Source organism: Streptomyces cynarae, assembly GCF_025642135.1.
GTDB lineage: Bacteria > Actinomycetota > Actinomycetes > Streptomycetales > Streptomycetaceae > Streptomyces > Streptomyces cynarae.
In genome coordinates this window covers 8,481,922-8,507,096 of the sequence record NZ_CP106793.1, presented here as the reverse complement: position 1 = coordinate 8,507,096, position 25,175 = coordinate 8,481,922, and the positions used below count along the sequence as shown (strand labels likewise).

The 25,175-nt window shown below is 70.3% G+C and carries 26 protein-coding genes; 16 read left to right on the top strand and 10 right to left on the bottom strand.

The window, feature by feature from the left end:
- Positions 1-6: 6 nt before the first annotated feature.
- A complete protein-coding gene (locus tag N8I84_RS38430; protein WP_390898997.1) occupies positions 7-555 on the bottom strand; it encodes an RNA polymerase sigma factor in 549 nt (182 codons plus the stop codon).
- A gap of 392 nt (positions 556-947) precedes the next feature.
- On the opposite strand from N8I84_RS38430, the gene N8I84_RS38425 reads away from it, so the two are divergent.
- Entirely contained in the window at positions 948-1,448 is a 501-nt protein-coding gene (locus N8I84_RS38425; RefSeq protein WP_263234165.1) for a hypothetical protein, read from the top strand.
- A 171-nt stretch (positions 1,449-1,619) separates the two neighbouring features.
- Entirely contained in the window at positions 1,620-2,570 is a 951-nt protein-coding gene (locus N8I84_RS38420; RefSeq protein WP_263234164.1) for a hypothetical protein, read from the top strand.
- A gap of 179 nt (positions 2,571-2,749) precedes the next feature.
- Here N8I84_RS38420 and N8I84_RS38415 read toward each other — a convergent pair whose 3' ends face one another.
- Both N8I84_RS38415 and N8I84_RS38410 read right to left on the bottom strand, forming a co-directional pair.
- Positions 2,750-3,259, bottom strand: coding sequence for a DinB family protein (locus N8I84_RS38415; RefSeq protein WP_263234163.1), 510 nt, complete (start codon positions 3,257-3,259; stop codon positions 2,750-2,752).
- Positions 3,256-3,753: an SRPBCC family protein gene (locus N8I84_RS38410; protein WP_263234162.1), complete on the bottom strand. Its 498-nt coding sequence runs from the start codon at positions 3,751-3,753 to the stop codon at positions 3,256-3,258. Before N8I84_RS38410 ends, N8I84_RS38415 begins: the two co-directional genes overlap by 4 nt.
- 222 nt (positions 3,754-3,975) lie before the next feature.
- Between N8I84_RS38410 and N8I84_RS38405 the strand changes: the two genes are divergently transcribed.
- Positions 3,976-4,371, top strand: coding sequence for a hypothetical protein (locus N8I84_RS38405; protein WP_263234161.1), 396 nt, complete (start codon positions 3,976-3,978; stop codon positions 4,369-4,371).
- A gap of 55 nt (positions 4,372-4,426) precedes the next feature.
- Here the strand turns inward: N8I84_RS38405 and N8I84_RS38400 are convergent, their stop codons facing one another.
- Both N8I84_RS38400 and N8I84_RS38395 read right to left on the bottom strand, forming a co-directional pair.
- A complete protein-coding gene (locus N8I84_RS38400) occupies positions 4,427-5,362 on the bottom strand; it encodes a serine hydrolase (protein WP_263234160.1) in 936 nt (311 codons plus the stop codon).
- Complete coding sequence (locus tag N8I84_RS38395) at positions 5,359-6,363, bottom strand: LysR family transcriptional regulator (protein ID WP_263234159.1); 1,005 nt, start codon at positions 6,361-6,363, stop codon at positions 5,359-5,361. Before N8I84_RS38395 ends, N8I84_RS38400 begins: the two co-directional genes overlap by 4 nt.
- 130 nt (positions 6,364-6,493) lie before the next feature.
- Here N8I84_RS38395 and bla point away from each other — a divergent pair, with 130 nt between their 5' ends.
- Positions 6,494-7,411 (top strand): class A beta-lactamase, encoded by a 918-nt coding sequence (bla, locus tag N8I84_RS38390; RefSeq protein ID WP_263234158.1) that lies wholly within the window; start codon positions 6,494-6,496, stop codon positions 7,409-7,411.
- 212 nt (positions 7,412-7,623) lie between these two features.
- Here bla and N8I84_RS38385 read toward each other — a convergent pair whose 3' ends face one another.
- Together N8I84_RS38385 and N8I84_RS38380 are read right to left on the bottom strand one after the other, a co-directional pair.
- The gene (locus tag N8I84_RS38385) at positions 7,624-8,214 is read right to left on the bottom strand and encodes a hypothetical protein (RefSeq protein ID WP_263234157.1); all 591 of its coding nucleotides are present in this window, start codon (positions 8,212-8,214) and stop codon (positions 7,624-7,626) included.
- 364 nt (positions 8,215-8,578) lie between these two features.
- Positions 8,579-9,406 (bottom strand): ZIP family metal transporter, encoded by an 828-nt coding sequence (locus N8I84_RS38380; protein WP_263234156.1) that lies wholly within the window; start codon positions 9,404-9,406, stop codon positions 8,579-8,581.
- A gap of 233 nt (positions 9,407-9,639) precedes the next feature.
- On the opposite strand from N8I84_RS38380, the gene N8I84_RS38375 reads away from it, so the two are divergent.
- The 7 genes from N8I84_RS38375 (at position 9,640) to N8I84_RS38345 (ending at position 16,539) form a co-directional block, all read left to right on the top strand.
- Positions 9,640-10,377: a helix-turn-helix transcriptional regulator gene (locus N8I84_RS38375; protein WP_263234155.1), complete on the top strand. Its 738-nt coding sequence runs from the start codon at positions 9,640-9,642 to the stop codon at positions 10,375-10,377.
- Positions 10,378-10,540: 163 nt separating this feature from the next.
- A complete protein-coding gene (locus N8I84_RS38370; RefSeq protein WP_263234154.1) occupies positions 10,541-11,098 on the top strand; it encodes a DoxX family protein in 558 nt (185 codons plus the stop codon).
- A 342-nt stretch (positions 11,099-11,440) separates the two neighbouring features.
- The gene (locus N8I84_RS38365; protein WP_263234153.1) at positions 11,441-11,989 is read left to right on the top strand and encodes a DUF2231 domain-containing protein; all 549 of its coding nucleotides are present in this window, start codon (positions 11,441-11,443) and stop codon (positions 11,987-11,989) included.
- 73 nt (positions 11,990-12,062) lie between these two features.
- Complete coding sequence (locus N8I84_RS38360; protein ID WP_263234152.1) at positions 12,063-12,518, top strand: hypothetical protein; 456 nt, start codon at positions 12,063-12,065, stop codon at positions 12,516-12,518.
- Between the two features lie 106 nt (positions 12,519-12,624).
- Positions 12,625-13,176, top strand: coding sequence for a GTP cyclohydrolase I FolE (gene folE, locus N8I84_RS38355; protein WP_263235018.1), 552 nt, complete (start codon positions 12,625-12,627; stop codon positions 13,174-13,176).
- 71 nt (positions 13,177-13,247) lie between these two features.
- The gene (locus N8I84_RS38350; protein ID WP_263234151.1) at positions 13,248-13,685 is read left to right on the top strand and encodes a hypothetical protein; all 438 of its coding nucleotides are present in this window, start codon (positions 13,248-13,250) and stop codon (positions 13,683-13,685) included.
- A gap of 463 nt (positions 13,686-14,148) precedes the next feature.
- Positions 14,149-16,539: an excinuclease ABC subunit UvrA gene (locus N8I84_RS38345; protein WP_263234150.1), complete on the top strand. Its 2,391-nt coding sequence runs from the start codon at positions 14,149-14,151 to the stop codon at positions 16,537-16,539.
- Positions 16,540-16,604: 65 nt separating this feature from the next.
- Here the strand turns inward: N8I84_RS38345 and N8I84_RS38340 are convergent, their stop codons facing one another.
- A complete protein-coding gene (locus N8I84_RS38340) occupies positions 16,605-17,813 on the bottom strand; it encodes an MFS transporter (RefSeq protein ID WP_263234149.1) in 1,209 nt (402 codons plus the stop codon).
- An 89-nt stretch (positions 17,814-17,902) separates the two neighbouring features.
- Between N8I84_RS38340 and N8I84_RS38335 the strand changes: the two genes are divergently transcribed.
- A complete protein-coding gene (locus tag N8I84_RS38335; RefSeq protein ID WP_263234148.1) occupies positions 17,903-18,664 on the top strand; it encodes a DeoR/GlpR family DNA-binding transcription regulator in 762 nt (253 codons plus the stop codon).
- Between the two features lie 436 nt (positions 18,665-19,100).
- Here N8I84_RS38335 and N8I84_RS38330 read toward each other — a convergent pair whose 3' ends face one another.
- On the bottom strand, positions 19,101-20,045 hold the full coding sequence (locus tag N8I84_RS38330) for an aminoglycoside phosphotransferase family protein (RefSeq protein ID WP_263234147.1): 945 nt from the start codon (positions 20,043-20,045) through the stop codon (positions 19,101-19,103).
- A 269-nt stretch (positions 20,046-20,314) separates the two neighbouring features.
- Between N8I84_RS38330 and N8I84_RS38325 the strand changes: the two genes are divergently transcribed.
- Positions 20,315-20,650 carry a hypothetical protein gene (locus tag N8I84_RS38325; RefSeq protein WP_263234146.1) on the top strand — a complete coding sequence of 112 codons (336 nt, stop codon included), beginning with the start codon at positions 20,315-20,317 and terminating at the stop codon, positions 20,648-20,650.
- Positions 20,651-20,771: 121 nt separating this feature from the next.
- On the opposite strand, the gene N8I84_RS38320 is transcribed toward N8I84_RS38325, so the two are convergent.
- The gene (locus tag N8I84_RS38320; protein ID WP_263234145.1) at positions 20,772-21,677 is read right to left on the bottom strand and encodes an aminoglycoside phosphotransferase family protein; all 906 of its coding nucleotides are present in this window, start codon (positions 21,675-21,677) and stop codon (positions 20,772-20,774) included.
- Between the two features lie 113 nt (positions 21,678-21,790).
- Between N8I84_RS38320 and N8I84_RS38315 the strand changes: the two genes are divergently transcribed.
- The 3 genes from N8I84_RS38315 to N8I84_RS38305 all read left to right on the top strand — a co-directional run bounded on the left by N8I84_RS38315 (position 21,791) and on the right by N8I84_RS38305 (position 25,173).
- On the top strand, positions 21,791-22,453 hold the full coding sequence (locus N8I84_RS38315; RefSeq protein WP_263234144.1) for an ArsR/SmtB family transcription factor: 663 nt from the start codon (positions 21,791-21,793) through the stop codon (positions 22,451-22,453).
- On the top strand, positions 22,450-23,787 hold the full coding sequence (locus N8I84_RS38310; RefSeq protein WP_263234143.1) for an MFS transporter: 1,338 nt from the start codon (positions 22,450-22,452) through the stop codon (positions 23,785-23,787). The genes N8I84_RS38315 and N8I84_RS38310 overlap by 4 nt, the downstream gene beginning before the upstream one ends.
- A gap of 174 nt (positions 23,788-23,961) precedes the next feature.
- Positions 23,962-25,173, top strand: a complete 1,212-nt coding sequence (locus N8I84_RS38305; RefSeq protein ID WP_263234142.1) for a glycosyltransferase — start codon at positions 23,962-23,964, stop codon at positions 25,171-25,173.
- The last annotated feature ends 2 nt before the right edge of the window (positions 25,174-25,175 follow it).

Genomic DNA, 25,175 nt, shown 5'->3' with positions numbered 1-25,175 from the left:
GTCGCCTCACTTCGGAGACGCGAGGGTGGTGCGCAGCTTTCCCATCGCCGCCCTGATGCGCGTCTTGGCGGTGCCCAGCGGGATCTTCTCCCAGTCGGCGATCTGCTGGGCCGTCATTCCGTAGATACCCGCCATCACCAGGGCACGGCCCTGTTCGCGCGGGAGTTCCGCCACGGCCGCCCGCAGCCGGGAAGACGCCTCGTCGGCGAGTGCCCGATGCTCGGGCGTCTCGCTGACGACGTCCAGCATGGCGTCCAGGTCCTCGGGCGCCACCGGCTCCGGCCGCCGGGACCGGACGGCGTCGATGGCAAGGTTGTGGGCGATGGTCGTCAGCCAGGTCATCACCGACCCCCGGCGCGAGTCATAGATCTGCGCATGACGCCACGCCCGCTCGAACGTCTGCTGGGCGATGTCCTCAGCGAGCTGCGGATCCCCGGTGACGGCTATCGCGACACCGAAGACCCGGTGCTGGAACCTCCGTACGAAGCCGATGGCGAGCTCCGGATCACCGGTGGCCAGCCCGGACAGCAGAGCCTCGTCCGGGAGACGGCCCACGGAGAACCGAAACCTCTGCACATCAGTAGATACGGTCCGCAGTCGCCACCGGATTGCACGGCCGCCACCCCGCACTCCCAGCGGGTCGCTGGTTCAGGATCCCGAGAAGTCGCGGCCGGGGTGACCGCCGACCTGCTGTCTCGTCCGGAGGCAGCTTCCCAGGTCCTTTTTGTTGTTTGGTCACTGCCGGCGCCTTGACCACTGCGGGCGCATGAGCCACGCTCCGGCGCCTCCGTTACGGCGGGCGCATGGGTCACGGCCGGCGTGTGCGCGGGCTGGGGACGCCGCGCCGCCACCGCCGTTACAGAATGATCACCACTCCTCCACACCTCTCCCGCGAGTCGCGCCCCAGGCGCTACCGTCGTCGCTTCTGACTCGTCCTGGGGGGACACATGGCCAACCCGTACATACCGCCGCCACCGCCTGCTCCGCCTTTCCGTCCGGCCCCGAAGTGGGCACGGAAGCGGTACGTGCTGCCAGCGATCGGCTTCGCCTTCTTCCTCGGTATCGGCGCCGGCACCGGCGGGCAGAATGGCAACAGCGTCAAGACCGCGGCCAGTCAGCCGCGGCCGACCGCAACCGTCACTGCGACGACCACAGCGACAGCAACCGCAACGCCTGCGCCGAGGCCGACGCCTACTGTGACCAAGACGGTGCAGGTCAAGGTGACCGTCACCGCGCAGGCAGCCACCGACAGCGACTCCGGGTCCGGCAGCGACAGTGACAGCCAGAGCGCTTCGGGTACCTGTTCGATCGTCTCCAACTCGGGGAACTGCTATTCCGCCGGCCAGTTCTGCCGCAACAGCGACCACGGAGCATCGACGACGGACGCCAGCGGTACGAGCATCACCTGCGCACGCAGCGGCAGCAGGTGGCGCTGGACCTACTCCTGACCGGTGGCGGCAGACCGCACCGCCGCGGCCCGCCCCGGCGCTGCAAGAACAGCGGCGCCTGCTCCCGGCTCGTCTTCGCCGAACAAGCAGGCGCACGCTGGGCCGCACGGCAACTGATAACGATCTTGGCGTACACCTTGTGTCACAGCGGGCCGTCCTTAGCCTACGAACATGGCATTTCTCTCAAGCCGCCGCAGAAGGGCACGTCTGGCGCCGGAACTCGATGACGAGCCCCTGCGCCGACTCCTGAAGTCCCTTCTGGCTACCACCAAGACCGGCACGATCGCTACGACGGACCTGTGCATAGCCCAGATGTCCCGCCTCATGAACCAGGACACGGACGACTGGGACCGCCGTACCCACCGCATGTCCGTCCTGGCGGACTACCTGTCCGCGTCGTATCTGCCGTCGAGTTGGGCCACGCGTGAGCCCCGCAACGCGAATGCACTCGTCCTGCACGCATGGACGCGGCTCGTACAGGGCCGCTCCCAGGGTCGCCTGGAGGACGCGTCCGAGGTCACCGGGAGCTGCTTCCGGGCCGCGGAGCTCGCACCGGAAGACCCCACTCCCTGGGTGGTGCTGCTGGGAGTGTCCCGCCTTCAGCATTGGGAGCAGCAGCAGGTGTTCGCCGTGTGGAACGAGGTGCTGGCGCGCGACCGTTGGAACCGCGAGGCGTACCTGAGCATGCTGCGCTATCTCAGCCCCGAGGAAGCCGGCTCGCGCATCCAGGTGCTGGAGTTCGTCGACGCCCTGTGCGCCCGCATGCCCGCGAACGCGCCCTGCGCGGCGACGGAACTCACCGCCCAGGTCCTCCAGTACCACGCCGTCCTCGCGCGAGGCGGCATCGAAGCGCTGGTGGCGCGCAACCACTGGTCCCACGGGCCTGCGGCTCAGGCTCTCGACCGTGCGGCCCACAGCTGGGTCCAACCGGCGTTCTTCCGCCATGCCGCGGCCCTTGCCGACCTGAACCTCCTCGCCTACGCGCTGACGACGGCCGACCGATGGCAGGAGGCCCGTCCGGTCTTCGAGACACTCCGTGGCACGGTCACCGGCTGGCCCTGGCACACCGGCGGCGACCCCCTGACCGAGTTCGAGCAGGCACAGAACAGGGCCGCCGTGTGACCGAACCCTCCCGAGGCCATCATCGGTCGGGGCAATTGCTCGCCCCGGCACGGGGGGGGCGGTCGCGGCCGTCACGATGGCGACGGCGCCCACTGCGCCGACGGCGGCCAGGTAGCCCCACAACGCGTCGGTCTGGACGGCCGTCCCCAGGTCGAGCCCTGATTCCGGACGGAGACTCCCTAGCCGGCGTAAGGGCTGCCGCCGAGCCAGGTCGTGCCGTCGATCAGTTCGCGGACCACGTCCAAGTGGCCGCTGTGGCAGGCGACTTCGGTGACCACGTGGATCAGGATGTGCCGCACGTCAGGCAGCCGCCAGGACGGCCAGATCTCCACGGGCCAGGCGGCGGGCTCCTGTTCGGGCGTGGCGGCGGCGAGCACGGCGTCCGCGCGCGCGATGGCCGCCCGGTAGTCGGCGAAGACCTCCTCGACACTCATCCCCTCGGGCACGTACCAGTGCGTCTCCGCGCCCGCAGTGAGCTGGTCGGCCACATGCGGCTCGCCCGCGATCACCCCCAGGAACCAGAAGCGTTCGACATCCAGGGTGAGGTGGCGCAGCAATGCCAGGCAGCTCCAGCCGCTGGGCAGCACCGGCCGCCGCAAGTCGTCCGCCGAGAGCCCTTCGAGGATCCCGACGACGTGCTCGCGCTGACGGTCCAAAGCACCCTTGAGGGCGGCTAGTTCGGTGTTCACCGGGCGGCGCACAGTTCGGCGAGCCGTTCCAGGGTGCTCGCGATCTGCGCCTGCCACCAGGCACGCCCGTCGACCACTTCCGCGCGTTTGTCCTCCGGCAGGCGCGAACCGTCGAAGATCTCGGTGACGACCGTCGCCCCGGCTCCTTGCGGGACCAGGTCGAAGATCCACCGGTGCCCCCATGCGGCCCCCGGCCTGGAGGCGTCCGGGTGCCCACGCCCGGGTCTCGGCTCCCAGCCGATGCGGCGGCCCGGCTCGAACTCGACGACGTGGTTGTTCATCTCATAGTCCCCGTACCGCTCGTAGTGCATCCGCATCACGAAGACGTCCCCGACACCCGAAAGCATGACGCCGGAGCCGCCGCGGCGCAGCATCCCCGAGCCGTCGAGGTCCGGGTGCCGTCCGGGGTCGGCCAGGATCCGGAAGACTTCCCCCGCCGGGGCCCCGATGCGCCGGGACAACGCCACCACGGGCCCGCCTGTCGTACTCGTCATCCCCGCGCCTCCGTCACCCGCAGAGCATGAGCCTGACTTCCGGCCTGGACACTACACCGGGGGTATGACAACGCCTGGCCGAGCACGTACCACCCCCGGTGAGAGCACTGGCCGACCGGCGGGCGGGACCCGTGTGCGCCCACGGCTCATGAAGCGGTGGGTGGTGAGGCGGCGCCGCCGCCCCCCTGGCGGCCGCGCCGCGGGCCGTGAGATCGTCCGCAGGTGACCGACGCTGCTGGTGGGGAGACGACCTCGACACGACCGGACGACCCCATCGCGTCCGCTCTGCGCTTCGCGACGGAACTCGTCGCATGGGTGGCCACGCCCTGGGCTCTGGCCGGCCGATCCTGGCCGCTTGCCGCCCTGTCCGTGGTGGCCTTGATCGGCCTTCCCACGCTCTTCGCCACTCCGGGGGACAAGGCCCAAGTGATCATCGCGGTGCCGGGCTGGGCGACGATCCTGCTGGTGCTGCTCCAGCTCGTCGCGGCCGTGGCCTCCTCGTGGCTGGCCTGGCCCGCGTGGGCTGCGGTCCCAGTGACCCTGTTGGCTGCCGCCGCCCTCGTCACAGAGCGTCGACGCTGGCGGTGGCTGGTTTCCGCTGATCGACTCGCCGGCTGAAACGCTCCCCCGTCAACTGGCGTGCATCTGGTCCGCCATGGGCTGCTGCCCGTTTTCAGCGGCGCAGCGCCTCGAAGGCGCGCCGTGCGCCGGTTCCGATCGCGAGGTCGATGTCCGGCGCCAGGCCGGCTCGGCGGTCGGATCGGGTGAGCGCGGCCATCGCAACCCGATCTCCGGATTCGGCCTCCACCACGCCGATCTCGTGCCGCAGGTGAAGGAATGTGCCTGTCTTGCCGCTCATCCGGAGTGTGTCCGCGCGCAGTTCGCTCGCCAGCCGCTGCGTGAAGACCTGCAGTCCCATCAGTCGGCGCAGTTCGGCGGTCGCGTCGGGATGGGCGATCCGGTCCCGCCACACGCGCTGCAGCAAGTCGACGAGCGCTGTGGCGGTGCCGACGTTGGCGTAGGCCGGGTCCAGTGTCTCGATGGTGTGCCGCCCCGTGCGGTCGTCACGGACGGCCAGTTCCAAAGCCAGTGAGAAGTCGTCGCCGGCGGCACCCGCGGCGCACTCGTACATCCGGTTCAGCCGATGCCGCACCCGGATGCCCGCACACTCCCAGGCGCGCAGGCGGGCGTCGACGTCCTCGACCGGAACCAGGTCGAACAGTGCGTCAGCGCTCGCGTTGTCGCTCACCGAGAGCATCATCAGGAGCAGGTCGCCGACGGCCACGGTGGCGGGGTACCGGAACGCCGCGAGACCCGTGGATCCGACGCTGCTCGTGGCCGGGTCGACGGTGACCGGCTGTGCCGGATCGAGTTCCCCGGTCGCGATCCGGTCCAGCGCGACGAGGGCGAGCGGGACCTTGACCACCGAGGCGAGGGGCACCGGTTCATCGACGTCGAAGCCGAGCTGTTCCCCGGTGTCGATCCGGCGGGCGAGGAAGGACCCGCGGACACCAAGAGCCGCCCAGTCCGCGGCGATCGCCTCGGCGACGTCGAGAAGGTCACCGTCGTCGGCGACGTGGGCCGGGCGGTACTGCGGGCGGGCGTTCATCCGCGCGCCGCCAGTCGCAGCGAAGCATCCTCACCCGCGGCCACGGACGGTGCCGTGCGCGGCCCGGTCGTGGCACCGACCGCGGCTGCCAGCAGCGCCACCAGCCAGTCCGGCACGGACGCCGGGCCACGCTGAGGTGGTCCGGCACCCGGTTCGTATCCCCGGTGCAGCGACGTGTCGCCCAGCGGCGACCAATCTGCCCCGTGACGCCGTGCGAACGGCTCGGCGCACAGCAGCGTCACCCGCCCGGCGAGGGTCTCGGCGAGCGCGGTCGCCACCGGTCCGGCCGGACGCACCAGACCTTCCGGAAGCCCGGCCCGCGCGGCCGCGCGACGCAGCCGGTCCTGTGCGTAAGGGAGTTGGTCCTCTGCCATCGTGAGGATCGGAACCGCGGACCGCTGCTCGCGCGTCGCGTCGCGGCCGCGGTGGGGCCGCAGGTTTTCCAGGTGGACCACGCGCGGACGAGGCCGCTGCCGGGCCTCGGCCGGGCCGTCGTACATCCCGTCGGGCGCGTCCGGCGCGGACGCGAGGCCGAGCGGCACCCGGAGCGCCGCGCTCTCCGGGGGGACGCGCAGCAACGCGTACGCCAGCGATCCGTCGGCCAGGCGGGCCTCCCGTTCCTGTGGCGGCAGTTCGTGCACGCCCAGGGTGGTGCCGTGCTCGGCGCCGGCACGGATGATGCGTGCCAGCGCGGCCGGGCCGCAGTCCCCCGGGACTCCGACGGCACATACCGCCGACTGCCGGACGGATCGTGCGACGTGCCGCAGCCGCTGGGTCCGGTCCAGTACGTCCTGGGCATACGGCAGGAGGAGTACGCCGAACTCGGTGGTCGCCACCTGCCGCCGCGATCGATCGAACAGCAGGCCGCCGAAGTGCGTCTCCAGCGTCTTGACACGCCGGCTGAGAAGGGGCTGGGCGATCCCGAGCCGATCGGCCGCGCGCGAGAAGCTCGCCTCCTCGACGACCGCGACGTACGCCTCGAGATGCGCCAACAGGTCCACGCTGCAGTCATATCAATAAGTGATGCAGTCTTGAAAGTTCCCTCTTGGACATGAGTGGGCTTCCGCTGCTTCGCTGGCCCTCGCCGAAGCTTCGAGGAACGGACGACGGACCACCGGGAGAACTCTGCGTATGACCAGTGCCACCCCTCTGCCGCGGCGCGGCCTGTTCAAGGCCGGCGCCGCCGTTTCCACAGCCGTACTCCTCCCCGCCGTGACGGCATCGGCCGCATCCGCGACGGAGCACACCCGACTGCGCGACCCCGAAGGCGAGTTGCGTGATCTCGAGCAGCGCTACGCCGCCCGCCTCGGCGTGTACGCCCGTAACGTCCTCACCGGGCAGGTCGTGTCCCACCGGGCGCAGGAGCGGTTCGCGATGTGCTCGACGTTCAAGGCGTTCGCCGCGGCGGCGATCCTGCGCGACCACGATCGCTGCTCGCCGTTGGACAAGGTGATCCACTACCCACCGGCGGACCTGCTGCCCCACTCTCCGATCACCGAACAGCACGTCGACACCGGCATGACGGTGGGCGACCTGTGCACGGCCGCCATCCAGTACAGCGACAACACGGCGGGGAACCTCCTGCTGCGCCAGATCGGCGGGCCGGCCGGCCTCACCCGGTTCTTCCGCTCGGTCGGCGATCCGGTGAGCCGGCTCGACCGCTGGGAAACCGACCTGAACACCGCCGTCCCCGGCGACCTGCGTGACACCACCACACCGGAGGCGATCGGCAGGACCTTCGAACGGCTGACGCTGGGCAGGGCACTGACAGTCACCGATCGCCGGCAACTCGTCACCTGGCTCAAGGGCAACACCACCAGCGGCGAACGGTTCCGCGCCGGGTTGCCGCAGGACTGGATCGTCGCGGACAAGACGGGCACGGGTGACTACGCGACCGCCAACGACATCGGCGTCGCCTGGACGACGAGGAACACGCCGATCGTGCTGGCCGTGCTGTCGTCGAAGGCCACACGGGACGCCCCGGTCGACAACACGCTGATCGCCGCCGCGGCCCGCATTCTGGCGCGCGCCCTCGCGAGGGGCGAGTGATGTACCGCCCCGCTGCCCGCCGTTCAGGGCGCGACGGTCGCCCCGATGCAGGTGCGCCGGGGGGCATTTACCTCTAGGACCTGAATGAACTGACCGCGGTGCACACTTCGCGGTGCCGGCGTCCCCACCGCGGCCGCCGGCACCGCTGTTCAGGCCGGCACCTCACGATGCCGGAGGCAGACTGTCCGTCACCGTGTCGGGAACGAGATGCTCTAGGAGGCCGACGCGGAGGCCGAGGTGCTCGGCAGCGGAGGCAGGGTCACCGTCGGCGTAGGGGTCGGGCTCGGGGTGGCGGTCGGGGTGGCCGTGGGGGTCGGGGTCGGCGTGGGGGTCGGAGTCGGCGTGGGCAGACCGCTGCCGTTCAGCACGGCCTCGATGTAGTTGTTCAGGGCGGTCACGAAGGCGGCGACCGCCGCAGACACCTGTCCGGCGTCGCCGGAGCCGAACGCCTGCACGAGGTCGTCGATCGCCTTCTGCAAAGCGGCCAGCGCATCGCTCGCCGGGTCCGCGGCCACAGCTGCCGAGGTCTCTGCCCGGAACTGGGCGAGGGCGTCCTGCGCGGCGCTGCCGAGCCTCTCGGCCTCGGCGGCGGGCAGTCGGCCGTTGTCGGCCTCCAGTACGGCGTTCGCCAGGTCGGCGACCGGGGCGAGCCGGGCGTCACGAAGGCTCTTGAGCTGTGACAGAAGCGCGTCCGCGCCGGCTACGGGTGTGTATGGAGAAGCCGCATGACTGCGCTCGCCGGCCGAGTCGCCCGCCACCGCTACGGGGCCGGCGACACCGACCAGGAAGGCGGCGCAGAGCACGGTGCAAGCGGTACGTCGTGTGGGCAGACCAAACATGGGTGTTCCCTTCGGTGAACGTGGGATCTTGAGCCCACCGTGTAAGAACTCGTGGCTCTGTGCAACCGATCGGTCACCCGACGAATTCGCCCGCGGTCCCGCCATCGCCGCATCGTGCCTGATGAGATGGCCGGACAACGCACACTCACTTCGCGGACCTGTTCGGCGGAACGGCAGCGGCCGGCCCTCCCGAGACACGACCTCCATCGAGGCGGCTGTTTCACGCCCGGGCGCATGCAGCGCTACGGCCGGACGGCGACCGCCCCACCGCGGTCCGGACCGGACCGCGGTGGGCTGCGCCCCTGGATGGCGGCTCAGGGATGCGGGTTCAGGCGCCGGCGGCCGTGACGACCGCGTCGGTGGCGAAACCGAGCAGGAGACCCAGCAGGATGCACCAGGTGGTGAGGGTCTTGAGTCCGGCCCTGCGGGCGACGGCCAGCAGTTCGATGACGACGTAGAGGATCGACCCGGCGGCGAGGCCGAGGAAGGCGATCGACAGGGTGTCGTCGACCAGGTGCCGGCCGACGAGTGTGCCGAGGAAGGTGGGACCGCCGCCGATCAGGCCGAGCCACAGCAAGGTGAGCCAGGAAGGCCGTTCGCCCTCGGCGGCCAGGGGAGCGACGATGCCGAAGCCCTCGGTGGCGTTGTGCAGGCCGAACCCGATGATCAGCAGGAGTGCGAGGGAGAGTTCGCCCTTGGCGGCGGAGTTGCCGATGGCCAGGCCCTCGGCGAAGTTGTGCAGGCCGATGCCGGTGGCGATCATCAGCGCGAGGGAGCCGGCCTGGCTGCGCGTCCTGGGTGCCAGTTCGGCGGTGGCGGCGGCACCGGGGCCCGCGGGCCGTGCGGCGGCGTTCCGACGGCGGGTGATCCAGGCGTCGTAGTGCACGAGCCCGGCGAGTCCGATCGTCAGGCCCGCGGCCAGGGTGGCGCCCCCGGACGCGACCGTTGCCCACTCGTGCTTGCCCAGCGCCTCGTCGACCGGCTCCCAGGCGTGGCTCAGCACATCCCACACGAGGAAGGTCAGGATGCCGATGGCCACGGCGTTCAGGGCCGCCTTGAGACGGGGGGTCGGGGTGCGCAGGCGGCCGATCGGGAGGCCGAGGTAGATGGTGAAGCCTGCGATCGCGCCGAGCAGGGTGATGTTCGCGCTGGACATGGGGACGCTCCGGTCTGACGTGCGGGGACCCGCTGAACCTAGGTCAGGCGAGCCTTACCTAACAACTCCGGGAGTCCGACTTCAAAGAAGCTTGGCGATCTCATTACCGAGTGGTGCGGCAAGCTGCCCGGACCCTCACCCAGCGGGTCGGTGCAAGACGCAAGGCGGTGCTCTTCGAAACAAACGAGATTTCGACCGTTTTCACCTAATCCGTTTGGCGATATGATGGAGCCGTGGGACTGGATCACACCTCGCTGACCACCCTCGCCGCCCTCGGCGACGATCTGCGCCGCCGTATGTTCGAGTTCATCCGGCAGGAGCGGCGCCCGGTCACGCGCGAGGAGGTGGCCGACAGCGTCGGGATCTCCCGCAAGCTGGCCGCGTTCCACCTGGACAAGATGGTGGCGGTCGGCCTGCTCCAGGCCCACTACGAATCCCCCACCGGCATCCGCAAGGTCGGCCGCAGGCCCAAGGTCTACGAGCCGGTGGCCGACGCCATCTCGGTCAGCATCCCCGAGCGTCGTTACGGAATGCTCGCCGACGTCCTGACCGAGGCCGTCCTGACCGAGACCGAGGCCGAATCCGCCCGTGACGCCGCGCTCCGCGTGGCATACCGGCACGGCGAAACCCTGGGCGGCGCCGAACGCACACGGACTCGCCCCGGACGGCTCGGTGCCGAGCGGGGGCTGAGCCTGGCGGCCGACACGCTCGAGGAGTTCGGGTACGAGCCGGAGCGTGCCGCTCCGGCCCTGCTGCGGCTGCGCAACTGCCCCTTCCACCCCCTGGCGGCCAAGGCTCCGGAACTTGTCTGCGCCGTCAACCAGGCTTTCCTCGCCGGGTATCTGCACGGCCTGGGAAGCGACAAGACCACAGCGGTGCTCGCCCCGCGACCCGACGCGTGCTGCGTCGAACTGCGCGCGGACAGCGCGTCAGAAGGCCCCTCGGCACCGGGAACCGCCTGCGCGCGGTGAGCCGGCGGCAGGACGGCCCGCGCCCGGAGCATCCTTCGCCGATGCCGTTCGACCACGGGGCCGGACTGCCGGCCCTGGGCATTGGCTGTCCGTCGTCGGCCTGGAGACCCGGCGCCTGGTCCGGCCGGGAAGCACCTCCCGTACGTGCTCACGGGAGCATCTCATGGTTACGAAAAGTTATGTACGCCGGGCTTCGGCTCCCGCGGAACCGGCAGTGCGGCACACCGTCGCAGCAAGGTCGTTCGCGCCCGACTTCGGACTCCTGCTCATCAGGCTGACCTTCGGACTGCTGATGGCCGGGCACGGCGCTCAGAAACTGTTCGGGCTCTTCGGCGGCAACGGCCTGACCGCGACTGGGCAGGGGTTCGCAGCCCTCGGTTACCGCCCGGGAAAGGTCTTCGCCACGATCTGCGGTCTGTCCGAGTTCCTCGGCGGCCTCGGACTGGCCGTGGGGTTGCTCACCCCGCTCGCGGCCGCCGCCCTCATCGGCGTGATGATCAATGCCATGGCGACCGTGACCGGCGCCCACGGCCTGTGGGAGACCGACGGCGGGGTGGAGTACAGCGTCTGCATCGCCGTCGTCGCGCTGGCCGTCGCCGCCATCGGCCCCGGGCGGCTGGCCATCGACCGGCTCTTCCGCTGGGGTTCCGGCGGCTGGGCCGAGGGGGCCTTCGCCCTGGGCCTGGGCGGAATCGCTGCCGCCGTCACGCTCAGCCTCTGAGTCTCCGGGGCAGCCGTCACCTGCGACCCGTGAGCGGAAAGTCCGGTCCGCGAGTGGCGGCGTCAGCCCGACCGTGCCGTCAGCCCCGACCGTGCCGTCCGACGCGCGCCTGACCAGCTGGAACCTCGACGACCTCCGCACACCCCGCCTGACTTCGCGCGCTCGGAACGCCGACGAGGGTCGATGGCGGCGTTGGTGGCGGAGTGGTGAAGAGCCACAGGACCCGCCGCCCTCCGGCCCGTTTGCGCACAGGCGTTCCCCTGGCCCCCACATCACGGGTCCGGGTGTCTTGACGACCAGCCTCAATAAGACCAAGATTTGTTGGTGAAATAGGAGGTCGCGATGACCAGTGAGTCCCAGCTTCCGGCGAAGCGCCCGGTCAGCGCTTCGCTCGCCGGCCCGTACGGCCATCCGTTCCACCCGATTCTGGTCACGGTGCCGATCGGTGCCTGGGTGGCAGGCCTGGCGTTCGACATCGCCTCTCACGTCGTCGACCGTCCGGGATTCCTGACCCAGAGCTCGGAATGGTTGATCGGCATCGGGGTGATCGGTGCGCTACTGGCGGCCGTCGTCGGGTTCCTCGACCTGTTCGCGATCCCCGCCGGCACCCCTGCCTTTCGCACCGCCCTGATCCACATGACGCTGAACCTGCTGGTGACCGCGGCCTACGCCGTCAACTTCCTGTGGCGGCGCGGCGACTACACAGACGGCGGGAGTGTCGGCCTCGGCCCGCTCGTCCTGTCCGCGGTCAGCCTCGCGGTCCTGGGGGTCTCCGGATTTCTGGGCGGCAAGCTCGCCTACCGCTACGGCGTACGGGTCGCCGACGAGAGCACCCAGGCCGAGGGATACAGGGCCGGCCGCAGCACGGGGGACGCCAACTCCCCTGTCTGACGCTGCCTGTACGCCCTGCACGCCGGACGGTCCTCCGACCTCATCGTCCCTCTTCACCATTCGGAGTTCTCCCATGGACATCGCCGCGCTCATCGCTTGGGTGGTCACCGCCCTCGGCGGCTTCTACATGCTCGGTACCTGGATCCAACGCGGCGGAATCGGGCAGCAGCAGTCCGGCGCCAGCCGCCTGCCCGCGCCGGTGGTCTTCGGGCACTTCGCCCTGGCCGCGATCGGACTCGTGGTATGGATCATCTATGTCGTGGCCGACAAGAGCGCCCTGGCCTGGACCGCCTTCGGTCTGCTCCTGCCGGTCGCCCTGCTGGGGTTCGTGATGCTGGCCCGCTGGATCCCCGTCTACCGCGACCGTGCCACGGCTACGGCCACACCAGCGGCAGCAACCGCTCAAGGAGACGGGACGCTCCCTGCCGAACGGCACTTCCCGCTCCCGGTGGTGCTGGCACACGGCCTTCTCGCCGTGGTCACCCTCGTCCTGGTCCTGCTCACCGCCCTCGGTATCGGCGGCAGCTGATATGACCGACCTCGTCTCCCGCGCCACCGCCCGCATACACCCCCACGACCAGGAAGAAGCGGCACCCGCAGAGCGCACCCTGCGGGTGGTCCACGAACCCGGCGGTATGGACCTGACCGCCGCGGAAGAGGCGGCCGCGCAGTTCCTCAAGGCCCTCGGTGTCTCCACCGCTTCGGAGAGCCTGCGTGGCACACCGGGCCGGATGGCCCGCGCGTATGCCGAACTGTTCAGCCCCCGCCCCTTCGACCTGACCACCTTCCCCAACGACGAGGGCTACGACGAACTCGTCCTGGCACGCCGCATCCCCGTCCGGTCGGTGTGCGAGCACCATCTGCTGCCGTTCGTCGGCACAGCCCACGTCGGCTACCTGCCCGGCCGCCGGATCCTGGGCCTGTCCAAGCTGGCCCGTGTCGTGGAGCACTTCGCCTGCCGCCCACAGGTCCAGGAACGCCTCACCAAGCAGGTCGCCGACTGGCTGCAGACCCATCTGGAGCCCAAGGGCGTTGGCGTGGTGATCGAGGCCGAGCACACCTGCATGACCCTGCGAGGCGTCCAGGCCACCGGCTCCAGCACCATGACCTCGACCCTGCTCGGGCTGCTGCGTTCCGACGCCCGCTCCCGAAGCGAATTCCTCGCCCTGACCGGGGTCGCCTCGTGAGGACTCCGATACGTGACGTGTCCGGAGATGTGACGTCCCCGGACATCTGACTCAACAGGCACCGCTCGGTCGTGTCGCGGATCGTCCCCGGCCGGTGTCCATGGCAGGGCGAGGACGTCGTCGATCGCGGACCGGATCTCCTCGTCCTGCAGGAACGTCCGGTAGTCCCGGTACGTCGACAGCCGCCGGTCGGACTCCCGGACCGTACGCAGGGTTGCCCGCACCACCGGAGAGACCGTCCCGATCCGGGCGAGGGCCCGCAGTGCGTCGCGGAAGGAGCCGTAGGCGTCGTCGCCGTCGGCGAACGCAAGGACGTACTCCTCCAGGACGGCCACGCTCAGCTCGGGCTCGCCGGTGATCGACCACAGCGTGACCGCCGCCCGCAGCCGCAGCGAGGTGTCGCCGTGCTCCATGACATGCCGCACCCGGCCGACGTGGCGGGCGGCCGCCGGGCCGAGGTCGTCGCGGAGTCCGACGGGACCGTGAAGCGGCCACTCGCGCCCCCGTGACCTCGGCCGATCGGTCAGGCGGACATCCCGCCAACGAAGGGCAGCCGCTGCAGGAATTTGAACGGCGTACCGGCCCGAGGCCGGGCGGCGCAAACCTTGTCCGGCTCCAGGTCCGGGCTGGGACCGGCGCCGCCCCACCCACGATGAGGTACCGGTCGAAGTACCGGTTGCCGAGCCACCCCGATCTCTTCCACGGCCCTTGATGCATCGGCCGGCCATCGTGACGGATCAGGATTCGAGAAGCGCCTGTCACCGCGGCCCGCCTAGGGTGACCTCCACGGATTCCAGCATTCCTTCGAGGATCGCGAGGACGTGGGACGCGGCGGGATGCATTGATCACGGTCGGCCCCGCCGATCGGCCCGGCACCGGGAAGAGCGGCCGTTACGCTCGAAGCCGGTCTGATCGAGCAAGGCGATCCCCACGAAAGACCGCGAAGGCGGCCGCCCGACAGATGGAGACACCATGAGCATGGCCACGAGGACGGACACGCAGTCGCCTGCGCCTCACGTCGCCGACAGCCACGATCTGATCCGCGTGCACGGCGCACGCGAGAACAATCTCAAGGACGTCAGCGTCGAGATACCGAAGCGTCGGCTGACGGTGTTCACCGGCGTCTCCGGCTCGGGCAAGAGCTCTCTGGTGTTCGACACGATCGCCGCGGAGTCGCAGCGGCTGATCAACGAGACCTACAGCGCCTTCGTACAGGGCTTCATGCCGACACTGGCACGGCCCGAGGTCGACGTCCTCGACGGGCTGACCACCGCGATCATCGTCGACCAGCAACGCATGGGTGCCGACCCCCGCTCCACGGTCGGCACCGCGACCGACGCCAACGCGATGCTGCGCATTCTCTTCAGCCGGCTCGGGCAGCCGCACATCGGCTCGCCGCAGGCGTTCTCCTTCAACGTCGCCTCGATCAGCGGGGCGGGCGCGGTGACGATCGAGCGCGGCGGTAAGACCGTGAAGGAGCGGCGCGACTTCCAGATCACCGGCGGCATGTGCCCGCGCTGCGAAGGCCGGGGCACGGTGACCGACATCGACCTCACCCAGCTCTACGACGACACCAAGTCGCTCGCCGGGGGTGCGATCACGATCCCCGGCTACAACGCGGGCGGCTGGAACATGCGGCTCTACAAGGACTCGGGGCTCCTCGACCCGGACAAGCCGATCCGCGAGTACACCGAGACCGAGCTGCACGACTTCCTCCACCACGAGCCGACCAGGATGAAGATCAGCGGCATCAACATGACCTATGAGGGACTGATCCTCCGGGTCCAGAAGTCGTTCCTCGCCAAGGACCGGGAGGCGATGCAGCCGCACATCCGGGCGTTCGTGGACCGGGCGGTCACCTTCACCGCCTGCCCCGACTGCGGCGGCACCCGGCTGAGCGAGGCGGCCCGGTCGTCGAAGATCAAGGGGATCGGCATCGCCGACGCCTGCGCGATGCAGATCAGTGACCTGGCGCAGTGGGTCCGCGCCCTGGACGAGCCGTCGGTGGCCCCGCTGCTCGCGAAGCTGCAGCACACGCTCGACTCGTTCGCGGAGATCGGCCTCGGCTATCTCTCGCTGGACCGGCCGTCGGGCACGCTGTCGGGCGGCGAGGCGCAGCGCGTCAAGATGATCCGCCACCTCGGCTCCCCACTCACCGACGTGACCTACGTCTTCGACGAACCCACCACGGGCCTGCACCCCCATGACATCCAGCGGATGAACCAATTGCTGCTGCGGCTGCGGGACAAGGGCAACACGGTGCTGGTCGTGGAGCACAAGCCGGAGGTGATCGCGATCGCCGACCACGTCGTCGACCTCGGCCCGGGCGCCGGTACGGCGGGCGGCTCCGTCTGCTTCGAGGGCTCCGTCGAGGGCCTGCGTGCCGGCGGCACCATCACGGGCCGCCATTTCGACGACCGGGCCGCGCTCAAGGACACGGTCCGCAAGCCCACCGGCACTCTGGAGATCCGCGGCGCGACGACGCACAACCTCCGGGGCGTCGACGTCGACATCCCCCTCGGGGTGCTGGTAGTCGTCACCGGCGTCGCCGGCTCCGGCAAGAGCTCCCTCGTCCACGGGTCGATCCCCGCCGGCGCGGGGGTGGTGTCGATCGACCAGAGCGCGATCCGCGGCTCCCGGCGGAGCAACCCGGCGACGTACACGGGACTCCTCGAGCCGATCCGCAAGGCGTTCGCGAAAGCCAACGGAGTGAAGCCGGCACTGTTCAGCGCCAACTCCGAGGGCGCCTGCCCGACCTGCAACGGCGCCGGCGTCGTCTACACCGACCTGGCGATCATGGCCGGGGTCGCCACGACCTGCGAGGAGTGCGAGGGGAAGCGGTTCCAGGCATCGGTACTGGAGTATCACCTCGGTGGCCGCGACATCAGCGAGGTGCTGGCGATGCCGGTGACCGAGGCCGAGGAGTTCTTCGCCAGTGGTGAGGCGCGCACGCCGGCCGCGCACGCCATCCTCCGCCGGCTCGCCGACGTCGGGCTCGGCTACCTCACCCTCGGCCAGCCGCTCACCACCCTGTCCGGCGGTGAGCGGCAGCGGCTCAAGCTGGCCACCCACATGGCCGAGAAGGGTGGCGTCTACGTCCTCGACGAGCCGACCGCCGGCCTGCACCTCGCCGACGTCGAGCAGTTGCTCGGGCTGCTCGACCGGCTCGTCGACTCCGGCAAGTCGGTCATCGTCGTCGAGCACCACCAGGCCGTCATGGCGCACGCCGACTGGATCATCGACCTCGGCCCCGGCGCCGGCCACGACGGTGGCCGCGTCGTCTTCGAGGGCACCCCCGCCGACCTGGTCGCCGCCCGCTCCACCCTCACCGGCGAGCACCTCGCGGACTACGTCGGCAACTGAGCGGGGCGCTCGCGGACGCCGGGAGACCGGTGCTGAGTAGAAGCGGTACAGCAGTCAACGGTGATTCAGTGGGTGCTGCCCGCCGGGGCGGGCGTGCGGTCGGTGGCGGTGGTGGCGGTGCGCAGGATGCCTGAGCTTGCGGCGGTGGCGGCGCACATCAGGGTGAGGAGCAGGAAGGCGTGGTTGAGGGCGGTGAGGTGGGTGAGCCAGCCGATTACGGCGGGGCCGGCGAGCATGCCGAGGTAGCCGAGTCCGGCGACGCGGGAGACGTTGGCGCCGGCGGCGGCGGGGTCGGCGTGGCCGGCGGCGCTGAGCAGCTGGGGGACGCAGCCTGACAGGCCTAGGCCGAACAGCGCCCAGCCGGCGAACGCGGCCCACACCCAGGGGGTCAGGGCGTTGATGTTGATGCCGACGGCGGCGGTGGCCGCGCCATAGCGCAGGACGGCCATGGAGCCGTAGCGGGTGACGATGCGGTCGGCGAGCAGGCGGCCGGTGGTCATTGCGGTGGCGTAGGTGCCGTAGGCGAACGCGGCGGTGCTCGCGGGTGCGCCGAGCACGTCCTTGAGGTGCAGGGCGCTCCAGTCGTTGGCGGCGCCTTCGCCGAGCATGACCATCAGTGCCAGGAGGGCGAAGATCCGGATCTGCCGGCGGACGCCGCTCTTCGCGGCGGGCGCGGGCGTTTCGGTGTACTCGTCGTCGGCTTCGGCGGGCGGCGTGGTGCCGGGCAGCAGGCTTTGCGCGGTCAGCAGCGCGGTCGCGGTGCCGAACGCGCCGAGGACGGCGAGGGTGGCGGCAGGGCCCAGGCCGGCGGCGGCGGCCGCGGCGGCGGCCAGGGCGGCGATCACGCCGCCGACCGAGAAGGTGGCGTGAAAGCCGGACATGACGGGCCGCCCGTAGGCCTTCTCCACGTGGACGGCGTGGGCGTTCATGCTCACGTCCAGGCAGCCGTTGGTGAACCCGAAGACCAGCAGCGCGCCGGCCAGCGTCCACGGGTTCGGCGCGAGGCCGGGCAGTACCAGGGACGCGGCGCACAGGGCGCCGGAGGCGGGGACGACGGTGCGGGTGCCGAGGCGGTCGGTGAGGCGGCCGGCCGCCTGCATGCCGCCGAAGGCCCCGAGGCCGAGCAGCACCAGCAGGCCGCCGAGCGAGGCATGGCTGATGCCGACCCGGGTCTCGATGGCGGGGATGTGCACCACCCAGGCGCCCATCAGGGTGCCGCACAGGACGAAGTAGACGTAGGTCGCCACGCGGGCGGCCCGGAGCGAGCGTTCCATGTCGGCGACCATAACGAACATTTCTCGTGTGCGAAAGACGGCTTTCGAACAAGTTGCTTGTGCGTTGAGTGGTGCGGTTCAATCTCGGTATGAACACCGCGGAGCGCCACACCCTGATCGCCCAGGCCGTCCGGAACGCAGGCAGCGCCACCGTCCTCGAACTCGCCGAGCTCACCGGCGCGTCCGAGATGACCATCAGGCGCGACCTCGACGCTCTGGCCGCCCAAGGCGCCCTGGAACGCTTCCGCGGCGGGGCCCGCACCCTGCTGCTGCGCGGCGAGGAACCGCCGTTCGCCCTGCGCGCCCGCGAGGCCGTCGACGCCAAGCGCCGAATCGCCGCCGGGATCTCCGCGTTGATCGCCGACGGCGAGACCGTGCTCCTGGACAGCGGCACCACGTGCCTGGAGCTCGCCCGCCTGCTGCGCGAACGCCCCGTCACCGTGATGCCGCTGTCCCTGCCGGCCGTCCACGTCTTCGGTGACACCCCCGGACCGGCCACTCTGCTCGTCCCCGGCGGGCAGCCCCGCGCCACCGAAGGCGCCCTGACCGGCCCTCTCGTCCTCGCCTCGATCTCCGCTCTGCGCTTCGACACCGCCGTCCTCGGCTGCTGCGGGCTCAGCGCCGCTGACGGGCTGACCGCCTACGATCTCGACGACGCCACCGTGAAGAAGGCCGCCATGGCTGCAGCCCGCCGCACGATCGTGGCCGCTGACAGCGGAAAGCTCGGTCGCACCGCCTTCGCTCACGTCGGCCCCGCGCGACTCCTGCACACCCTCGTCACCGACACCGCCGCCCCCGCCGACGAGATCACCGCACTCGAAACGGCAGGCACCACCGTCACCACCGTCTGACAACGGTCCTGAGCAGTGGGGGCAGCGCTCCGGGCAGCCTCGGGCGCGGGCGTGTCGGCGCCGGCTCAACGACGCCCCGCCCCGCCGGTTGCTCGCCGTTCGGCCGTTGCAGTTGCTCCTCGTCGTGGTCGTCGTCCGCGGCGGCCGGGTCGCGCAGCGGACGCAGCACCCCCTCGGGCTGGGAGGCTCACCGACCAGATCTTCCCCGACCTATCCAGTGCCGGCGTCGACGTCTTCGCCGAGAACGGCACGGCCACCCCCAGGGCACGTACGCGTGGCAGCTGAAGTCCATCTGAGCGGTGACAGGCTCAAGTTCGGGTGTCGGCGACGGGCGCAACGCCTGACGCGGGCAGCCCGAACATCCGATGGAGCCCCCGCTCGCCGAAGCCATGCGCGAGCGGTCGCCGTCCGATCGGTCCCCGTGCGCCGGCCCGGACTACCGGATCACGGCTGCTCCCTCTGTCAGCAACTCCGCGAGGTGGTCCACGAATTCGACGAGCCGGTCCCGTCCTGCTCCACCGCGGGCCCTCCGGAATCCATGACGGCGGCCCCAGAACGCGGCCTGGACGGCGTGGAACTGGGCCCAGCGCCGGACGCGCGCGGGATCGACGTCCGCTGTCTCGGCGAAGATGTCCAGGACGCGGTGGACAGCCCGACGTAGGTCGTCCGCTTCGAGGAGCGTCAGGGCACGCGACTTGAGCAGCGTGCCGCCGTCGTAGGCGGGATCTCCGGCATACCCCTTGGGATCGACGGCCAGCCAGGGCTCACGTTCGCCACGCAGGATGTTGCGGGCGTGGAGGTCGCCGTGCAGGAGAAGGTCCGGCTGGGCACGACCCAGATCTCGGACGGTCGCCACGGCGGCGTCCACGACATGCCCCGGCAACGCGTGAGCCAGCTCCCCGGCGTCCTTGCGCAGCTGCTCCTCCCACGCATCGGCCTGATCACGCAGCCGGGGCAGGCCGGGCGGGGCGGGAACGGCCAGGCGGCGACTGATCAACCCCGCGACCGTCACCACCTCTTCGCCGTCTTCAACCTCCGCCAGCGTCGATGTGTGGACCCGCTCGAGCAGCATCGCGAAACGGTCGTCGTCGCGCTCGTGCAGCAGGACGGCTCCGCGCCCACCCCAGGCCACGAACGCATCCGGCTCATGCACGTTGCCGGGATGAGGAAACGACACCTTCACGACTGCTGCGGCGCCGTCTCCCCGTCGGACCGGGACGATGATCCCGACGCCCCCGTGCATGACCTCGCCGTCCGGCCCGCACCCCCAGCGCCGCAGCAACTCGTCCACGATCTGCGGCAGTTCGGCGAGCCATGCCGCTCCCACCTCCCCTTCACGCTCCACCGTGGTCCGCGCGAAGGCTTCCGGTACCTCGATCATTCGGGAACCTTATGCGCCTGCGCGCCACGGACGCCAAGCACGGGCCGCGGCCCATGGCGAAGCCGCGCCTCTTCGGGTTCAGGCCCTGGCCCTGGATGCGGCTTGTCTCAGCGACGTCCGCCAGGGAGGTGCGGCCCCGGCCGGTGGTCCGGGCCATGGAGATCACTTGCGAACATGTCAACCTGTCATATCTGCGGGCCCTCAGACCAGTTGGATCCCACACCTGCCGACGGATGGCATTGACTTCACCCGAATGCACGCCAACGCGCATGGATAATTTGGTCATACTTCATGATGATCAGCCTGTCGGCCCGAAGGTCAGGATTATGGAGGCAAAAGTGCGTCAGCACGTGAAAATCGGAGTAGCAACGGCTGTTACAGCCCTCGCCCTGTTTGGTGGCGCCACACCGGCCAGCGCATGCTCAGAAGCCGATGCGGACCCCGATCTGGCGAACGTGGTCGGCAGCGACCTGGCCGAGCAATTCACATGTCAGGTCGGCGAGGGCAACAAGAACATCACCATCAATCAGACCAACAATATTTCGATCGGAGGCGACCTGGACGGCGATCTCAACGATTTCATCTTCCCTCCCGAGCTGGACTGAGGTCCCTGTGAACGGTCAGTCGAGGAATCCTTTTCAGCGGTCCGCTCGGAGACATCGAGGGGCGGCCTTGCCGAAAGGTACAGGCAACGACTGACCGGCTCCGGTACAACCACCGGGCGGGTCAGACGCCGGCCAGGAGCATGAGGAACCGGGTTTCCGCGTCGTCCCGCCCCGCGCACATTCCGGGGACCGCATTGACGGCTGCCAGCGCCCGGCACCATCGCAGCACACGATCGGGAGACTGGCCGGGAACCATCCTCGCCAGCTGCTCGATCCGCTGCTCCAACGCAGCGAAGCTTGTGACCCCCGCAAGTACCCAGTCCACAGCGTCGAAGTCCGGGTCGCCCCATGCAGGCCTCGGATCGATCGCCACCATGCGGGCACCCGGACCGGACAGGACGTTGGCCGGGTGCAGATCACCATGGACAAGTCCCACAGGTCCACCGGTGGCGAGTTCCAGGGCGGCCGCCCGGGCCTGTTCGAGCACCGCCGGGGCGAGCAGACCGTCCACGCCCGCCGCCGCCAGCCTCCGGTCGGTGAGGTCGAACACGAAGTTGACCCGGTGCGAGAGAGGCCGCAGTACCGAGCGCTCCCCCGACGCGGGAGCAGAGCCCCGAAGTTCCCGCAGCAGGGCCGCGACGCCGGGCAGGTTCCAGGCGAGCTGCCGCACCGGCACTCCCGGCTCGACGTTCTCCAGTAGCAGGGCACCGGCGGCGAGGTCGTCGGTCAGCAGAGTGACAACCGACGGCGTCTCAGCCCAGGCCCGCAGGGCTTCGGCTTCCTCTCGGGCGATGGCGGGCTGCGGTGTGAGTTTCAGCCACACCGAGGTGCCCGTGTCACGTCTCAAGCAGCGGAACACCCGCGAGGTGCCTCCCCCGCCGGTCGCGACGACTTCCAGACTCCAGCGAGCGGCGAGTTCGCCGACGAGAGCCGGCAACGCGTCGCACCAGTCCAGCACCTCGGCTCCGAACCGCACGACGAGCCGTTCCCGGACGTCCGGCGCGACACAGGCCAACTCTTTCAACACGTCCCCCGCAGGTGGTCGATGCAGTCCTTCGCATCCTAGGCCTGACCGAACCGCAAACAGTTCTTCGCGAAGAAGTCTTCGCAAAGAACTGTTTGCGGTCTAGGGTGCGCGATATGACTGACACAGGTGACGTGCCGGGCGCCCTTCGAGTCGAAGGAGACGCGGTTGTTCTGGATGCCAAGGGGCTGCGCGCCCTGGCGCACCCAGTGCGAGTCCAGTTGGTCGGGCTGCTCCGGAAGTACGGCCCGTCCACCGCTACCCGCCTCGCGGAACGGCTCGGCGTGAACTCCGGTACGGCCAGCTACCACCTGCGCCAGCTCGGGGCGGCCGGCTTCGTCGAAGAGGACACGGCACGCGGCAACGCGCGCGAGCGCTGGTGGCGTTCCGTACATCAGGCGACGGAACTCAACGACCGGGACCTGGCTGTCCGAGAGCCCGAGGCCACACTGGCCTTTCTGCAGTCCGTCGCCGCCACTTACACCCTTCGCACCCAGCGGACGCTGAACGAGTTGCAGACGATGCCGCGTGCCTGGCAGGACACCTTCGACATGAGCGACTGGGCGCTGCGGCTCACACCCGAAGAAGCCGTAGCCCTGCGCGAGGAGTTGAGGGCCGTCATCGCCCGCTATCGCCGCGACACGCCGGAGGCGGCCGCGAGCGCCCCCGATGGAGCCGAGCGGATCGGTGTTGTCACGCAACTCTTGCCCGAACTGGACGTGCCCGCACCGGAGTCGCATCGCAGTCCTGAGACGGTGACAGAAGCGGAGACGTCATGACGGAGAGTGTCTCTGGCTCGGACGGCATACCCGGCAGGCGGTCCTTACGCCCGCTGGGCGGGGTACTGGCCGCCATCGCCGTGTCGCTCACCGGTACGCGGGTCTCGGCCGTCGCACTGCCCTGGTTCGTGCTCGTCACTACCGGCAGCGCCACCCGGACCGGACTGGTCGCCTTCTGCGAGATGGCCCCCTACGTGGTGGTCAAGGCGTTCACCGGACCACTCGTGGACCGGATCGGTCCGCGATCCGTCTCCTGGACCACCGATCTGGCCAGCGCCACCGCCGCCGCTGCGGTTCCCCTGTTCCATGCCCTGCATCTGCTCTCCTTTCCGCTCCTGCTCGCCCTGGTCGCGCTCATCGGCGCGGTTCGCGGCCCCGGCGACCTGGCCAAGCAGGTGATGGTTCCGGAGGCAGCCGAGCACGGCCGGGTGCCACTGGAACGAGCCACCGGCCTGGCCGGCGTGACCGAGCGGCTCGCATCCACCGTCGGTCCTGCGGCCGGCGGCTCCCTGGTGACGCTGCTCGGCCCCCTGTCGGGACTTGTCGTCAACGCGGGCTGCTTCGCGCTCGGATCGTTGATCGTCGCGGTGGCGCTGCCTCGCGGCATGGGGCATGCGGTCGAGGAAACCGCGTCGCAAGCCGGGGCGACGGGGCCGGGTTACTGGCGGCGGTTCGGCGAGGGCTTCACCTTCCTTCGCGGCGAGCTGTTGCTGCTCACCGTCATCGTCATGGTCGGAGTCACCAACCTCCTGGACGCGGGGTTCACCACGGTGCTCATCCCCGTCTGGGCAAGGGAGTCCGGCACCGGGCCCACCGCGATCGGCCTGGTGGGCAGCGTCGGTGGGGCCGCGGCGGTCGGTGGCAGCCTGGTCGCCGCTATGGCCGCGCACCGGCTGCGGCGTCGGATTGTGTTCTTCACCGGATTCCTGCTGGCCGGGGCGCCGAGATTCCTGATCCTCGCCTTCGATGCACCGATGGGGGCTGTACTGACAGTGTTCGCGGTCAGTGGATTCGGCGCGGGCTTCCTCAACCCGGTACTGGGGGCCGTGCTCTTCGAGCGGGTGCCGCGCCGGATGCTGGGCCGGGTCAACGCGCTCGGTGACTCGTTGGCCTGGGCCGGTATCCCTCTGGGTGGGTTGATCGCTGGGGCGGCGGTGGCCTCCGCCGGGCTTGCGCCGGTGCTCCTCGCCGGTGGGGCCGCGTACTTCCTCACCACCAACCTGGCCGGGCTGCGGCCGGAATGGCGCGAGATGGACCTCGTGGGCGGGCGAGGCTCCCGGGAACCGGGACCTGAGGAAGACGCCCAGTCGACCGATGCGCATCTCACGACATGACGGCGAGGGGCCTGTCCATCCGCAGTGGACGACGAAAAAGGGAAAGGCAAGGAGGTCACCCACTCCTTGCCACTCTCAACGTATAGCGCACTGGGGGGCTTGCGGCAAGGCCCCCGTCGTACCGCAGAATCGTCGGCCGAAGGTCAGATGCTGCGGAAATGGGGGAATCACGAAGTGCGTGTTCTTTTGATGAGCTATGGGTCGCGCGGAGACGTCGAACCCGTGGCGGCACTCGCGGTGGCACTCCGGGAGCTCGGAGCCGAGGCGCTGGTGTGCGCGCCACCGGACGAGGAATTCGCCGAACTGCTGGACGGTGTTGGTGTGGAGCACGTGCCGTTCGGTCCGTCGGTGCGCGCGCTGGTGAGCGGGACGAAGCCGCCGACGCCCGAGGACGCCTTCCGGGTCGCGGCCGAGTTGGTCGACGCCCACTTCGGCCCGGTCGCCGAGGCGGCCGAGGGATGCGACGCACTGCTGGCGACCGGCCTGATGCCGGCCGGCGCGCGGTCGGTGACCGAGAAACTCGGGATCGGCTACGTCTGTGCCTGCTTCCATCCGTTCTCGCTGCCGTCGGCGCACTACCCGCCGCCGGGACGGCCGGGCAAGCCGTTCCCGCCGGGCGAGACCGACAACCGGGTGCTGTGGGCCCTCGACGCCGAGAAGGTGAACGCGCTGTACGGCGAGGCGCTCAACAACCACCGGGCCTCGATCGGCCTGCCGCCGGTGGCCGACGTCCGCGACCACGTCTTCACCGACCGCCCGTGGCTTGCGGTGGACCCGGTCCTGGAGCCGCGGCTGGACCTCACGGACCTGGACGTCGTACCGACCGGTGCGTGGATCCTGCCGGACGAACGCCCGTTGCCGGACGAGCTGTCGGCGTTCCTGGAGGCCGGCGAACCGCCGGTGTACGTGGGCTTCGGCAGCATGCGCATGCACGGCTCGCCGGACGTCGCCCGGGTGGCCATCGAGGCGGTCCGCGCGCAGGGCCGCCGGGTCCTCGTCGGGAGCGGCTGGGCCGACCTGGCCCTGATCGACGACCGGGACGACTGCTTCGTCGTCGGCGAGGTCAACCATCAGGCACTGTTCCCACGGGTGGCCGCCGTCGTCCACCACGGCGGCGCGGGCACCACGACGACGGCCACCCGGGCCGGCGCGCCCCAAGTGGTCGTACCCCAGATCGTGGACCAGCCGTACTGGGCCGACCGGGTGGCCGAGCTGGGCATCGGCGCGGCGCACGACGGTGCGACTCCGACCTTCGAGTCCCTTTCGGCCGCGCTCAGGACGGCTCTGGCCCCCGGGACCCGCGCACGAGCGGCCGCCGTGGCCGGGACGATCCGCACCGACGGAGCGACGGTGGCCGCGAAGCTCCTGCTCGACGCGGCGGGCTGAGC